Annotated in this window: 12 protein-coding genes and 1 riboswitch; all 12 genes read left to right on the top strand. The window is 38.5% G+C overall.

The genetic code is table 11. The annotated features are described in order from the left end of the window. Nucleotides 1–11: 11 nt before the first annotated feature. Nucleotides 12–109: riboswitch (SAM riboswitch) on the bottom strand. A gap of 287 nt (nucleotides 110–396) precedes the next feature. Continuing rightward, entirely contained in the window at nucleotides 397–1,158 is a 762-nt protein-coding gene (locus tag AOX59_RS16975; RefSeq protein ID WP_237049305.1) for a spr1630 family ClpXP-sensitive toxin, read from the top strand. A 33-nt stretch (nucleotides 1,159–1,191) separates the two neighbouring features. Beyond that, a complete protein-coding gene (locus tag AOX59_RS16980; protein WP_068447294.1) occupies nucleotides 1,192–2,373 on the top strand; it encodes a spr1629 family repressor/antitoxin in 1,182 nt (393 codons plus the stop codon). A gap of 121 nt (nucleotides 2,374–2,494) precedes the next feature. Next, entirely contained in the window at nucleotides 2,495–3,634 is a 1,140-nt protein-coding gene (locus AOX59_RS16985; protein ID WP_068447296.1) for a plasmid pRiA4b ORF-3 family protein, read from the top strand. A gap of 41 nt (nucleotides 3,635–3,675) precedes the next feature. Further along, nucleotides 3,676–3,867, top strand: coding sequence for an IS1096 element passenger TnpR family protein (locus tag AOX59_RS16990; protein ID WP_068447298.1), 192 nt, complete (start codon nucleotides 3,676–3,678; stop codon nucleotides 3,865–3,867). Nucleotides 3,868–3,943: 76 nt separating this feature from the next. Beyond that, nucleotides 3,944–4,816, top strand: coding sequence for a formyltetrahydrofolate deformylase (purU, locus tag AOX59_RS16995; RefSeq protein WP_068447299.1), 873 nt, complete (start codon nucleotides 3,944–3,946; stop codon nucleotides 4,814–4,816). 263 nt (nucleotides 4,817–5,079) lie between these two features. After that, entirely contained in the window at nucleotides 5,080–5,295 is a 216-nt protein-coding gene (locus AOX59_RS17000) for a hypothetical protein (protein WP_156418743.1), read from the top strand. A gap of 995 nt (nucleotides 5,296–6,290) precedes the next feature. Further along, nucleotides 6,291–7,415: a GntR family transcriptional regulator gene (locus AOX59_RS17005; RefSeq protein ID WP_068447302.1), complete on the top strand. Its 1,125-nt coding sequence runs from the start codon at nucleotides 6,291–6,293 to the stop codon at nucleotides 7,413–7,415. A 193-nt stretch (nucleotides 7,416–7,608) separates the two neighbouring features. Next, nucleotides 7,609–8,895 carry an extracellular solute-binding protein gene (locus AOX59_RS17010; RefSeq protein WP_068447304.1) on the top strand — a complete coding sequence of 429 codons (1,287 nt, stop codon included), beginning with the start codon at nucleotides 7,609–7,611 and terminating at the stop codon, nucleotides 8,893–8,895. Between the two features lie 152 nt (nucleotides 8,896–9,047). Next, nucleotides 9,048–9,836, top strand: a complete 789-nt coding sequence (locus AOX59_RS17015; protein ID WP_237049306.1) for a carbohydrate ABC transporter permease — start codon at nucleotides 9,048–9,050, stop codon at nucleotides 9,834–9,836. Next, on the top strand, nucleotides 9,826–10,662 hold the full coding sequence (locus AOX59_RS17020; RefSeq protein ID WP_068447308.1) for a carbohydrate ABC transporter permease: 837 nt from the start codon (nucleotides 9,826–9,828) through the stop codon (nucleotides 10,660–10,662). Before AOX59_RS17015 ends, AOX59_RS17020 begins: the two co-directional genes overlap by 11 nt. A 29-nt stretch (nucleotides 10,663–10,691) precedes the next feature. Next, entirely contained in the window at nucleotides 10,692–13,823 is a 3,132-nt protein-coding gene (locus AOX59_RS17025; protein ID WP_068447310.1) for an alpha-mannosidase, read from the top strand. A gap of 63 nt (nucleotides 13,824–13,886) precedes the next feature. Further along, nucleotides 13,887–14,744 (top strand): ROK family protein, encoded by an 858-nt coding sequence (locus AOX59_RS17030; RefSeq protein ID WP_068447312.1) that lies wholly within the window; start codon nucleotides 13,887–13,889, stop codon nucleotides 14,742–14,744. Nucleotides 14,745–14,790: the final 46 nt, after the last annotated feature.

Below are 14,790 nucleotides of genomic sequence, written 5' to 3' on the forward strand. Positions count from 1 at the left end.
TTACAATACTCTTCTTATCTTCTAGCGTTAAGCTACTGGAATTAGCACAGTACAAATGTCTGGTGCTGAGGCTTCGATGGGCCAGTCCCTCCACCTCTCTGGATAAGAAATTGAATTATTCAATTATTATAGTTATATACGATACAGTTATTTTAGTGGGGTGTCAAGATGAAATTTGCAAAAAAGGAAAGGCTTATCTTGATTTTTTCTCAAAGCGATAAATAGAACAAGGTAATGGGAACAATAGCATGAATTATGGGATACCGCTTAATACTTAAATAAAATGACACTTATATCATTTTTTCTTTAAAAATAATTTATTGCAGTATATAATAAGAAGCACCAATAGATGATAGGGAGAGGGGTTTGATGGAAAAGTATAGGATGGGTTCCACCATGAATCAGTCGGTTGTTAATGGTATTCTTCAAGGTTATAAGAACTATATTGAAGAAAGAAAAGCCAAAAAAGAAGAGATGCACATCAGTACTGCTTATGCGTGGGTTAAAGGGAATCATATTGATGATCAGACCGCTGAAGAATGTAAAGAATCAGGAATAAGTTTTACGAAAGCAAAAGCTGGATATACTTGGGGCTACCTTCAATTCAACATTGATAACGACAAAAGAATGTTCATTATAAAAAATGCCAAATACTTTGATGAAGATGATTTTCCACATAGGAAAGACGTACGTGGTCAAAAGCATAAAGCGTCAGACAAGGAAACTTATCTTAAAAGATTATCCCGGATTAACAGTAATGTTGACTTTCCTGAAGAACCGACACTTTTCCCGGAAGAAAAGGAAAATAAGATCATGAGTATTTTTGGTGATGAGACGTTAAAAGAATTGGAAGATCCTCAAGCTCGTGAACTTGAGTATAAGTTCAATCAATTCTACATCATCACCTACGAGATAGATGAATCGTTTGCTATTTCAAACATTAGAATGCTGATGCCGAATCCAGATAACGATAAGGCATACGAGGTTGAAAACCTTTCAAAGTTTATAGGCACTTCTACAGTTACCTTTGATGAAAATGATTATGAGGCGCTGGCTGAAGATGGCTTTGATGTACCAGACACACCCGCAGCAACTGAATATGATATTGTACTGCAAGAAGAATTATTTGATGACGATAAAAAGGGAGAAGAGAAATGATCTCTATCTCTCTTCGAAGAGGAGGGATTAGTGATGTTTGTTGGCACCAACTTAACCAATATCCGTATTCTCCATGGGTTCACCAGAAAACAGTTGGCAGCCAGCCTGGGAATCACTGAGCAAGCAGTGTGGCAATACGAGAATGGATACGTTTCACCTAAAATGACAGTTATAAACAATCTCAAGGAAATTTTTAACGTTAAAAGTAAATATTTTTATCAAGGAAATTTTTTAAGGAAATACAAAAAGGATAATGTTAATTATAATCATATAGCCTTCAGGTCGTCACTCATAAATAGTGTGCAGAAAACGCAATTTGAAGCGGCTCATATCGAAAATTTAATTGCTTTTCTTGATTTCATCAATAGAAAATTGCTGCTGCCTGAGAATAGACTGATAAAATTGCGCAATTATGTAATCGAAATGATAGCTTATTCAGACAGCAGAGAAGAGGGAATCAAAAGAGCGGCAGCGTACGCCAGAGATTTTTTGGGCCTGAGTAATAAAAATAACCACAATCTGTTGTTTCTGCTTGAGAAAAATGGTGCATTTATTTTTGAAAAAGCGATAGGTGATAAAATAGATGCTTATAGTTTATGGTCCATTGATGAAAAGCCATACATGATGTTAGGCAATTTAAAGAAATCAGCTGCAAGACGAAATTTTGATTTAGCTCATGAACTAGGTCATTTACTGTTACATTACAAGGTGGAGTTTGCGTTACATGATAAGAAACATCTTAGGGAATGCGAACATGAAGCCAATTTATTTGCTGGAGCTTTTTTATTGCCTGAACAGGAATTCATTGGGGATTTTCAACTTATTTCAAAGGTTTCGCATCCAGATTCGTATCTTGAGTTAAAGCGGAAATGGATGGTATCTATTCAAGCCATGGCGTTTCGGGCGCACTCCCTGCAATTGATTTCTTATCAACAATACCGGTATTTTAATATTATGCTGAATCGACTTAAATATAAAGAAATCGAACCGCTTGATCGGGAGTTACAGGTGCCTCGGCCTGGAAAAATAAAGAGTATACTCCAATTACTGTTTGAAAAGAAATATTTATCCTTAGAAGAGTTAGTAGACTCAATGGAAGTTGATATTGGCTATTTGACAAACTTGACTGGTATAGAATCAAACTTTTTTAAACAATACCAATCACAGCAAGCGCAGCAGTTTTCAATCACGGATTTGGATTATAAAGTTAATTAAGTGTGGTTGTTCTTATCTACCCACGACCTGGAAACGTGTTATAATTAAAAAAAGATTCTGGTTTGGTCGTGAGCTAAGCATCCAATTTCAACCAATAATCAGACTGAAAAGGGGTTCGCGCATGTTTATACACTCAACTAAAAAGATGCTTGACCACTTGAAGGTAAAGCCTGAAATTGCGACAGAACAGACGGATGGGAATGCGTCTTTTTCCTGGCATGCCAACGTAATCCGGCTGAATCGCAAGCAGTCGGTTGTTTTCATGAATGACAAAAGCCAATACGTGATTGTGTTATATGGGGTGCGTGCAAAGGACTTTTCCCGGATGGATTCATTATTTGAACAAGCACTCCGAATGGTTTGGAGCGCAGAGGGCATGAAGGAGAATGTGATTGATGATTACCTCAAGCAAGCAGGGGAGATACAATTCGCAAAAACGAAAAACCGCAGCCTGGTTGCCAGGTTAAATCAAGCCTGCCAAAGCATTCCGTTTTTTGAGGATGAACTGAACACGGGACAATTGATCCAGCCGGAGTTGAGTTTGCTTGCAAGCCGCCATTTGGTCGGTGTGGGAAAAGGTGAATATGCCCACCCGAATGAGATGTTATATGAAGACTTGAGGCAGCTGTCAGGTGAGGAAATTTTCAGTGTGAGAGCAGTGGAAATGAATGTCCGGCTGATGCTGGAAGAGAAACATGTCCGGCGCCGGTTAATTGTCCCTTTGAACCGGACTTTCCGGCAATTGCACAAGATATTACAGACGGCTTTTGGATGGTGGGATTATCATCTGCATGAATTTTTTGTGTTTGATAATCACGGAACAAACGTTAGTCTGTCCAACAATCATCCGGGTTTGATGGCTGATGGCACGAAAGCGATTGTCAATCTCGTCGACAATGAAGAGGCGTTTGACTATTCTGATGAGATCCCGATGAAACTGGAAACTGGCACCAAATTGACAGATTACCTTCCTGAAGCCAAACAGTTAATTTACGTATACGATTTGGGTGATGATTGGCGCCACCGGATTGAAGTGACGGATGTGATTGAAAATTACACTTCCAACTATCCTGTTTGCCTGGATGGAGAAGGCGACGCACCACCGGAGGACGTCGGCGGTGAGGGAGGGTATCTGAAATTCCTGGAGATCATGGACGACCCGAATCACCCGGAGCATGACGATATGAAGCAATGGGCTCGAAGTCAATTGTATACTTCTTTTGACTTAACGAGAGTAAACCATATTTTAAAAGCACGATGACACGTTGCTATAAGGCCGGATATCACAGCAGGGCATGACGGTTGCCGAGTTTCGCTATATTGCAGGAATTGCATTCGTTGATTCAGGAAGCTTTCGCATTTAATGATGATCATCTTTACAGCTTCTTTATGGATGGCAAACGATTCGGTAAAGGCGTGTATCATTCGCCGATGAACAACGAGGGACCATATGCCCATGATTGCTACCGGTATAACAAAAACAAGCGTCTGTGACATGAACCAAGCAAATCCATTTATCGACCATTAAACAATGACATACGATGATAAACAACAGAGAGGGGAAATAGCGATGACAACACCCACGAAAAACGATTCTGGCAGATTACTCGTACAATGCCCGGACGGCCCGGGAATCGTATCTGCCATTTCAACATTTTTGCTCGAACATGGTGCGAATATTATCGAATCACATCAATACACAAGCGATCCGGATCATGGAACATTTTTTATGCGGATTGAATTTCATTGCAAGGATCTTACTGAAAAACGGTCCAAGCTGGAGAGTGACTTTGCTAAATTAGCTGATCAATTTTCCATGGGTTATCGCTTTTCCTATCATCGTGATACCAAACGAACGGCGATTTTCGTCTCAAAAGATCCGCATTGTCTGATGGAGCTGCTCTGGGAATGGCAGAGCGATGATATGGAAACGGATATCGTCTGTGTGATCAGCAATCACGATAATGCCCGCGGGATTGTTGAGTCACAGGGGATTCCATTTCACCATATTCCGGCAAACAAGGATATCCGGGAGCAAGCGGAAGCTGAACAAATCCGGTTGATGGAGGAATATGATGTCGATTTGCTTGTTCTGGCACGCTACATGCAGATTTTGACACCGGCTTTCGTTGAACGTTTTCAGGACCAGATTATTAATATTCATCATTCGTTCCTGCCTGCATTTGTCGGTGCAAAACCCTATGAGCGGGCATATAACCGCGGTGTCAAACTGATTGGTGCCACATCACATTACGTTACCAATGAGTTGGATGAAGGCCCAATTATTGAGCAGGACATCGAACGCGTCGATCACAGAGACCATGTTGAGGATCTGAAAAAAATTGGCCGCAAAGTGGAGAGGCGTGTGCTTGCCCGCGCGGTGAAATGGCATCTGGAGGACAGGGTGATTGTGACGGATAATAAAACAATTGTGTTTCGGTGAGGGGTGCTGATAGAATACTGATACTTGCATAATATTCCTAAATAGATGCAACGAAATAAACGCCTTAAGCTATAACTTGGTCAATTGGAAAAATATTCTGTGAAAACGCTTTACAAAAAGGGGCTTTAGACCTAATATATAACTATACTATCGGCGCAAAATTACTTCCCAGAAGGTGGTTTGAAATTATCATGCCACTGTACAAGCATTCAGGTGATAGTGATAAAAAAAATCGGCCTGTTTGGTCGGGGGGAGATACGAAGATGATCAAAAACAAAATATCGTTTGAAGTATTTTTCAAGCAGAATGAACTGAGGTTTCAATACTACATAAGGAATCTGGAAATTGGGCTGTATCATGAATTTTTTTATGAAGGAATCGTATTCATGTGGCAGCCTTATCGGCAATATCAGCCGGATTTAGGCCCCATGGCAACCTATTTCAACTATGTTATCCGTAGACATTTGATTAGAAATTAACGGTTGTCGTCATGCGGCAGTGTATCACGCGAATGTGAATCAGGTCGTTTATTGTATGAACCACAATTTCTGTCTGAGCTTTTGTTGTTGGGAGGAAAGCATGTGTTAATAGGCGGAATTGAAGCAGGAGGAACTAAAATTGTCTGTGCGGTAGGTGACGCTTATCTAGGCTGCCTATTCATTTCCAAATCATTGCTATATTAAGCTGTATTAAACTACGAGGGGCTATTATTATGTTAGGATTAGTAGCTTTTGTATGATTTTGTTTTATGCATGCCAGTCAGTAATCAGATAGTGGTAGAGGTTTGGTTATACAATAATTTAAATAAGATTTTAAGTATTGAATAGTGCTAAACGTCGTTCCATTTACTTAGATTCATAAAAAGGTGGACTGTCGTGTATATTTTTACCTTTGATAGTCGTATTTTCTCAAAGGGAGGTCGGCGTTTTCTTGTTGTTGTGGTGTTAAACTGTCATTATAACGAAAGGGAGTTGCCTATGTCTATTTTGAGGCAATGGTTATCACAACCAAATTCGCAACATTTGTTGTGATAATCATTGGCCAAAGAAAAAAGACTTCTCTGAAAATATCAGCTTGGTGACGTCTATTCTTCACTTACGCTGCCACTCTCTTGAAGAGAAGTGATTCATTGCTGACCGAAGATACTATCCTATCTTCGGTCTTTAATATTTCTATGTATATTAGTTCACAAAATTTTTTAATTTTCATACCTGAAACCTATGTTTTTAACTAACTGAATTGCAGCGTGTGAAAGGGCGGTGAGAACTAATAAGGGATTCCAATTCATCTTGGTAGTGGAATTGACATTTGTTAATTTTTAATCTGCAACTAGCTCGGAATAATCGCTGCTCTTTACGTTTAAAAGAGCAATTATAAAATTGATTTGCTATTATTTATTGTTTAGTTGATATGCTACTTTTTTATTATATTATATCATGTTATAATATTTTGGACATTGAATGAGGTGAATTAAATGAACAAGCCATTATATGAAAAGATATATATTCAATTGAAAGAAGAAATTGTAAATGGAAAATTTAAAGTGGGGGATAGGGTTCCATCTGAAAAAGAATTATCAGAGAAATGGGCGGTAAGTAGAATTACTCCTAAAAAATCTTTAGATAAATTAGTGAACGAAGGATACATTGAAAGAAAGCCTGGAAGAGGTTCCTTTGTTCTAGAGCTTAAAAAATGGAAAAATATGTATCTGGATTCAGAAAAAAGCAAAGATACTCGACTTATTGGGCTGATAATTCCCTACCTAGATGACTATTTCGGAATAGAATTAGTTAATAATATAGAAAGTGAAGCTGAGAAGTTTAATTGTTTTATTGTTTTAAAACGTTCGTTGGAAGATTCTCTAAAAGAAAAAGAGATTATCAAAGAGTTATTGGAACTCAAAGTTTCTGCCCTGATTATTTTACCGTCACACGCCGAACACTTTAATGAGGAACTCCTTAAGTTGGTATATGATAACTTTCCTATTGTATTAATCGATCGGTATCTCAAAGGAGTGCCTGCTGTTTCCATTTGCTCAGATAATCGGAAAGCAGCTAAACAAGGTGTAGAATATTTATTTGAATTAGGTCATGAAGCTATATGCCTCTTATCGCCTCTTCCTGACGATACATCAGCATTAGAGGAAAGAACCGATGGGTTTGTTGATGCTTATATGGATAATAATATCAAAATTGAAAAACATCAATTCATAAATGATATTTCTAGTCAATGGGATGAGTCCTATGGAGAGGAAAGTGTCTATCAGGATAGCAAAAAAATTAAACAGCTTTTGAAAACGAAGCCTAATATAACTGCTTTTTTTGCTGTGGAATATCGCATAGCTCTCTTAGCAGAAGCAACTGTGAATGAAATGGGTTTATCAGTCCCGGAAGATATCTCGATCATTTGTTTTGACAGTACAAAAGAAAGTATGGAAAGAAGAAAATACACTTATATCCAACAGAATGAAAAAGAAATGGGTAAAAAAGCGGTTGAATCAGTATTGACACTAATTAATGGGGAAAATATAGAGAATAAAGCAATCAGGCTTGAAACGAATATCATTGAGGGTAAGTCTACTTATACCAAGCCAAAATGATTTGTTAATCAATTAATGGTATATCATTTATTATATAAATATATATTGACATATTATTATCCAACATGTAATATTCTATTTGAAAGCGTTAACAATAATTCGAATATTCTAATGTTAATTAAAGGGAGGTTGTCAAAGAAGAAATAAATTTGTAAGCGCAAGATACTTAATACTATGAAGCGGAGGTTGAACAATGAAGTTTGACAAGAGTTTATTCATGTTTTTAACACTTATTGTTTTAATCGTTGGATGTTCCTCTGATTCAGGTGAAGAAAGCGGAAGCACAGAAGTCACATGGAGTACAACAACGGGCTATTCTCCTCAATCAACTTCATCTGCTGTTGCAGATTATATCTCTGGAGCTGTGGAAGATTTTGAATTAGAGCACTCAAATATCACGCTGAATACTCAAATTCAATCTTCTAACATAAGTGAAGCTATGGCAAAAATAATGGAACAGGCGAACCAGGGCCGAGCACCGGACATGGCTGTCATTGATTCATATTTATTTCCGCAATATATCGAACACTTACAGCCGCTTGATGATTTGATGGAAGAAAAAGGGATGAATGTTGAAGACTTTTTGCCATTTGCGCAAGACGTAATAACTGGTCCTGATGGTAAGGTTTATGGGCTGTACATGAACACAGATACACGCGTTCTTTTTTATAACAGTGAATTAATCTCTGAACCACCAGGGACATGGGAAGAGGTTATCGAGGTAGGAAAAGAATTGAATGAACAGGGATATGATGGAATATCTACTCCTGGAGGAAGAGATGAAGGAACGTCCGTAACCACTCTTTGGCCGTTATATTGGGGACAAGGCGGTGAACTAGTAGATGATGAAGGGAATCCTGCATTTGGAGAAGGGGAGAACAAGGAGATTATGGTTGATGTATTATCAACTATCCAAACCGCTGTTGAAGAGGGAGTTCTTCCTCAGAGAGTGGCTTCATATGGTAGCGAAAACGATCAAAATGAAGAGATAGCAGCGGGTAATGTAGCCATGTTTATTGGTGGTAACTGGCAAGAGTCCTTTTTGAAGGAATCCCTGGGAGAAGAAGAATTCAAAAAATGGAAGGTTGCACCAGTACCACAGCTTGAAGGTGGCGAAAACACTACTACTTCAGGTGGATGGGCGTGGGGAATTTTTACAGATGACGAAGAAAAAAAACAAGCAGCATTTGATTTTATCTACTCAACATTTATTAGTAAACAAGGAATGGGTGAATTTACATCTATTTACGGTGAATTGCCTTCAAGAACATCAGTCTATGAATCTGACAGTTACGAAGGGACACGCTTTAGTGATGAGTACAGACAAATGCTAAACAATGATGCGAGAGTCCGCCCGTCATCGGAATCATATCCAGAAATTTCTAACCAGCTGCAAATAGCCGTTTCAGATGTTATTTCTGGTAATAAAGATCCTGAACAGGCAGTAAATGATGCTTGGGAAGTGGTAAATAATGAATAAGGTTGTTTTGGATAATGTCAACATATAATAAAAACGTATCCGGTCTGAGAAAAATAAAAAATAGATTTAGCAACTCTCCTTTGCCTTGGTTATTACCACTATTATCAGTGTTAGTTTTTGTCTTTTTGTATCCGGTTGCAGAAATTGTAAGGTTGAGTTTCACTGATGCAACTTTGAATGCTGATGATTACAGTTACACCCTGGATTCGTATAAGAGTTTATTTACGAATCCGGGGTTTATACAAATGCTGTTTGTAACAGGCACTTTTGTATTTTTTAGTATTACCCTTCAAATGTTGTTTGGATTTTTAATTGCTCTTATTATTGATCAGGGTGAAAAAAGGAATTTAAGAGGGACAGTTTTCACACGTACAGCTGTATTGACAGCGTGGGCTATCCCCGGTGTTATTATAGGGATTATTTGGCAGATGCTATACAATGAGACAGATGCAGGCATCATTAATTATCTGTTGAGTCTTGTTGGAATAGGTCCTATCCCATTTTTGTCGAACCCAACATCAGCTCTGATTGCTGTTATCTTTTCAAATGTCTGGCGAGGAACAGCGTTTAGTATGATCCTCATTTATGCCGGGCTGAAAACACTTCCTGCTGATGTTCTTGAGTCAGCAAAAATTGATGGGGCAAATGCTATGCAGCGAGGAATGAAAGTTATTTTACCTATGTTGACACCAATGCTGTTAATCAACTTGGTTATCATATCAATTGATACATTTAATACGTTTGACATGGTGATGGCGCTGACAGGTGGAGGGCCTGGCCAAAGCACAGAGGTTATCTCACTCAGTATTTATAATTCTATTTTTAACCAGTTTAATTTAGGGCAAGGTGCTGCAACATCAGTCGTATTGCTGACCATTAATGTTGTAATGACTATTGTATACATTCTGATTTTGGGAAGGGGAGAAAAGGATGCAGCATAAACAAACCATGTTAAAAATCGGTCTATATAGTTCGTATGTTTTTGTAACACTTCTTTTTCTTTTCCCGTTACTCTGGGTACTTTCTTTGTCTTTTAAGACGTCCCAGGAATTATACAATGTGCCGCCCAATCTCTTTCCGGAAAGTCTGCAATTTGACAACTATAAACACGTTATTGAAAACAATAATATATTATCTTTCTTGCTTAACTCCCTACAGATCGTTAGCTTAACAGTAATTCTTACATTAATCATCGTATTGCCGGCAGCTTTCGCTTTATCGCGGTATAAATTTAAACTTAAAGGGACACTTTTGCTTGGAATCATATTAACTCAAATGATATCCGCAGTCGTTATATCAATCCCTTTATACCGTCTTTTTGCAGAATGGGGCTTACTCAATAACTTTTTTATGATGGTAATTGTTTATGTAGCTGTTGTACTACCTTTTTCAACATGGTTTTTAAAAGGCTATTTCGATACAATCCCGATAGAGTTAGACGAAGCTGCTACTGTTGATGGGTGTAATAAATTTCAAATATTGACTAGAATTCTTCTTCCTTCAAGTATGCCCGGGATTGTCTCAGTTACATTATTAATTGCAGTGCAAAGCTGGTCGCAATTTGTAATTCCATTTATTTTATTGGATATCCAAAGCTCATACCCTGTTTCAGTAGGTATCGTTAATTTACAATCGACTCAGCAAGCTATTACAACGCATTATCTCGCTGCAGGAAGTGTGATATCAATATTACCGGTTATTGTTCTGTTTGTATTGTTACAGCGTTTTATCGTTGGAGCATTAACAACTGGAGCAGTAAAAGGTTAAATGGAAATATAATACAGGAGGAAATCATTTTGTTTAAAACACTGGAAAAACTTGAACAAAGAATTAAGGAACTCGATGCATATAGATATAGAGACGCGATTAACATAGAAGGCTTTTCATTTTTGGAAGATGAAAATGGCGAGGTGGGAACACGGCCACCGGAATCAGGAAGCTGGGGGAAGATCAATCTCGGGGATTCCTGGAAGGGCTGGGACAGGTATATTTGGCTAAGGACTTCCATTCGATTTCCGAAAGAATGGAAAGACCGTTCAGTTGTAGGAAAATTTGACTTTGGTAAGACAGGTGGAGGACATAATTCAGGTTTTGAATCGTTGCTTTATGTTAACGGCGAAGTCTATCAAGGAGTCGATTCCAATCACAAAGAAGTATTTTTCTCAGAAGACGCTGCTGGCGAGGAATTGGATCTCTGCTTCAGATTATGGTCTGGTTTAGATGGCATGGGAGGTTCCCACGAGGAGCAGGAACATAAAATTCGCCAGGCACAACTTTCCTGGCTGGATCAATGTACGGATGATTTGTTTTATACAGCAAAGGCTGTGTTTGAATCGATTAATGTTATGAACGAAAATAATGCAACAAGAATGCAACTTGTAAAAATACTGGACAGAGCGTTTAAAACAATTGACTGGACCAATCCTGCAAGTGACATGTTTTATCAATCAATTGAGTCGGCAATAGACATTCTTAATACAGAGCTAGAAAAAATTGAAACAAAAGACATCGTTACGGTAAGGGGTATCGGTCATACGCACATTGATGTGGCATGGCTATGGAGGTTGCGTCACACCCGTGAAAAGACTGCACGATCCTTTTCTACTGTTTTAAGATTGATGGAAAAGTACCCGGATTATATATTCCTGCAAACACAGCCACAGTTATATGAATATATTAAAAATGACTACCCGGAAATTTATGCAGACATAAAGAATAGGGTTAAAGAAGGCAGATGGGAGGTCGGGGGAGTTATGTGGCTCGAGCCGGATAATAATATACCTTCCGGGGAGTCCTTGGTAAGACAAATATTAAAAGGTCAAGCGTTTTTTGATAAAGAATTTGGAAATTCTTCATTTAAGTATTTATGGCTGCCTGATGTGTTCGGATATTCTTGGGCTCTGCCGCAAATTTTAAAGAAATCAGGCATTGAAGTTTTTATGACGACGAAAATAAGCTGGAACCAATTCAACCGGATGCCTCATGATACATTTCATTGGAGAGGAATTGACGGCTCCGAAATACTGACGCATTTTATAACAACTCCGGAAGAAAATTCGAGCAAGTATACTTATAACGGTCTGATCAATGCGGAATCTGTAAAAGGTATATGGGATGAGTACAAAGATAAACCATTAAACCAGGAACTTATAATCGCTTACGGTTATGGAGATGGTGGCGGTGGAGTAAACCGTGATATGCTCGAGATGAGACGTCGGCTCAATAGAGTTCCGGGTATGCCAAATGTAACGACTGGAAGGGCAGATGATTATTTTTCTGATTTAAAAAACAGGGTTGAAAATAGTGATCAATATGTTCATACATGGGACGGGGAATTGTATTTGGAGTACCACAGGGGTACGTATACCAGCCAGGCACATAATAAACGAATGAACCGGAAAATGGAATTAGCTTATCGCGAAACAGAATGGCTCAGCGTATTTGGTTATCTCTTTTCAGGGCAATGGGATCAGCGTTCTCAGGAAAATTTTGATGAAGGATGGAAAATCATTTTAAGGAATCAATTTCATGATATTCTTCCTGGAAGTTCTATAAGTGAAGTATATAAGGACAGCAAAGAAGAATATGAGAAGGCAAATATACTAGTTACTCAATCAAGAAATAAACAGGAAGATATAATTCTCTCTGAAATAAAGGATAATGCATTTGTTGTATTTAATTCTTCACCATGGAAGCAATCAAACATCGTGAATATAGAAGGTGTGAAGTTAAACACCGGTAGTTGGAAAGATCATAATGACAATAAATTAGAAGCCCAAAATAAAAATGGAACTTGGTATGTCCATGTAAACGACATTCCATCATTAGGTTACACTACAATCTATTTTGATGAGTCTCCAGCTCAGGATGAAACAAATACACATAGCTTTGAAACATCTCGAAATGGAATTGTAACCCCATTTTATAAAATTGAATGGAATGATAAGGGACAACTAACCAATATTTATGATATCGAAAATAAACGACACGCACTAAAAGAAAGTCCTGGAAATGTGATGCAAGTATTTGAAGATAAACCACTGGATTTCGATGCGTGGGATATAGACTTGTTCTACCAGGAAAAGTTTAAAGTCATTCAACAGTTAGAAAATATATCTGTGATAGAGTTAGGTTCTGTAAGGGCAGTGATTTCATTTAAATGGAGTTATCATAATTCTCTGATTGACCAGGAGATGGTTCTCTATGCCAACAGCCGAAGAATTGACTTTAATACAAAAGTTGATTGGCACGAAAATAATCAGTTATTGAAAGTAAAATTCCCTGTTAATGTACGGGCAACGGAAGCCACATATGACATTCAGTACGGTAATGTGAAGCGTCCAACTCATTGGAATACAAGTTGGGATTACGCCAGATTTGAATCTGTGGGTCATCAGTGGGCAGATATATCAGAAAGAAATTACGGAGTCAGTCTTTTAAATGATTGCAAATATGGCTATGACATCAAAGATAACGTAATCAGACTCTCGCTAATAAAATCTGCTGTTAAACCTGATCCTGAGCAGGATCAGGGGAGTCATGTATTCACATATTCATTATATCCTCACAATGGTGATTGGTTTGAAGGTGGAACAGTCAAAGAAGCCTGGTACTTAAATAACCCCCTTTCGTTCTCTCAGGGCAAAGCCAAAAAAGAGAAGGATTCACTATTTTTTGTTTCATCAGAGAATATTATGATAGATGCAATCAAAAAAGCCGAGCAAAATGATGAAATTATTGTAAGGTTACATGAGTATGCCGGCAAAAGAAATGACTTTGAGTTGATGAGTGATTATGAAATAGTTGAGTGGATTGAATGTGACTTAATGGAAAACCCTATACAAACTAAAATGAACAGTAATACCATTAATTCAAGTGTATTACCATACGAAATTAAAACGTTCAAAATTAACATGAAAGATATCTAATACATTAAAGTCCTATTAAGTACTAATAGGACTTTAATAGTTTTCAATTGGGGAGGGTGAAATATGTTAATAGGCGGAATTGAAGCAGGAGGAACTAAAATTGTCTGTGCGGTAGGTGACCGCTCAGGCGAGATAAAGGCAAAGCAAAGTATATCGACAAGGGATCCGGATGAAACGCTTCAGGAAGTAAAGGCTTTTTTTTCGGATTATGAACTGGAGAGTCTGGGTGTCGGGAGTTTTGGACCGATTAATCTGAACAAAAACAGCGATACATATGGAATGATTTTAAATACACCCAAAACGGCCTGGAAACATTTTGACTTGCTGGGAAGGCTGCAGCAGGATTTTCGGATTCCAATTTTTATCGATACGGATGTTAATGCGGCATGCTTGTCGGAATACCGTCATGGCGCCGGAAAAGATGTGAACAGCTGCTTATACATAACGGTTGGGACGGGGATTGGAGCAGGACTGGTCCAGGAAGGCCGAACATTTCAGGGAAGAACTCACCCGGAAATGGGGCATGTCATCGTTCCGCAGCATCCGGATGATACGTTTCCCGGTGTTTGTCCGTACCACGGCAACTGTCTTGAGGGCATGGCATCCGGTCCGGCTATTGAAAAAAGGCATGGCAGGAAAGGACATCTGTTGGCCGACGATGTAAACGTATGGGAAATCGAGGCACATTATTTAGCACATGCTATAGCAAGCTACACTTTGATTTTATCGCCTGAGCGGATTATTTTAGGTGGCGGCGTAATGAAGCAGGACGTTTTGTTTCCGCTTGTCCGGCAAAAGGTTTTCGGACTGGTGAATGATTATGTTGATATGGGCAACATGAACGAATTCATCGTGACGCCCGAACTGGGTGATGAGCAGGGTGTAAAGGGTGCTATTGCGCTGACTGTTTCTGAGAAATAATGAAGGGAAGGCTCTCTGTCTCTGCCTATTTAATTGTCTGCGGTGA

Origin of the sequence: Lentibacillus amyloliquefaciens (genome assembly GCF_001307805.1) — a bacterium.
Taxonomy (GTDB): domain Bacteria; phylum Bacillota; class Bacilli; order Bacillales; family Amphibacillaceae; genus Lentibacillus; species Lentibacillus amyloliquefaciens.

Coding starts and splice junctions, on each gene's coding strand:
- AOX59_RS17005 (WP_068447302.1), top strand. CDS start 6,291: ATGAACAAGCCATTATATGAAAAGATATATATTCAATTGAAAGAAGAA.
- purU (WP_068447299.1), top strand. CDS start 3,944: ATGACAACACCCACGAAAAACGATTCTGGCAGATTACTCGTACAATGC.
- AOX59_RS17000 (WP_156418743.1), top strand. CDS start 5,080: ATGATCAAAAACAAAATATCGTTTGAAGTATTTTTCAAGCAGAATGAA.
- AOX59_RS17030 (WP_068447312.1), top strand. CDS start 13,887: ATGTTAATAGGCGGAATTGAAGCAGGAGGAACTAAAATTGTCTGTGCG.
- AOX59_RS16985 (WP_068447296.1), top strand. CDS start 2,495: ATGTTTATACACTCAACTAAAAAGATGCTTGACCACTTGAAGGTAAAG.
- AOX59_RS17020 (WP_068447308.1), top strand. CDS start 9,826: ATGCAGCATAAACAAACCATGTTAAAAATCGGTCTATATAGTTCGTAT.
- AOX59_RS16975 (WP_237049305.1), top strand. CDS start 397: ATGAATCAGTCGGTTGTTAATGGTATTCTTCAAGGTTATAAGAACTAT.
- AOX59_RS17010 (WP_068447304.1), top strand. CDS start 7,609: ATGAAGTTTGACAAGAGTTTATTCATGTTTTTAACACTTATTGTTTTA.
- AOX59_RS16980 (WP_068447294.1), top strand. CDS start 1,192: ATGTTTGTTGGCACCAACTTAACCAATATCCGTATTCTCCATGGGTTC.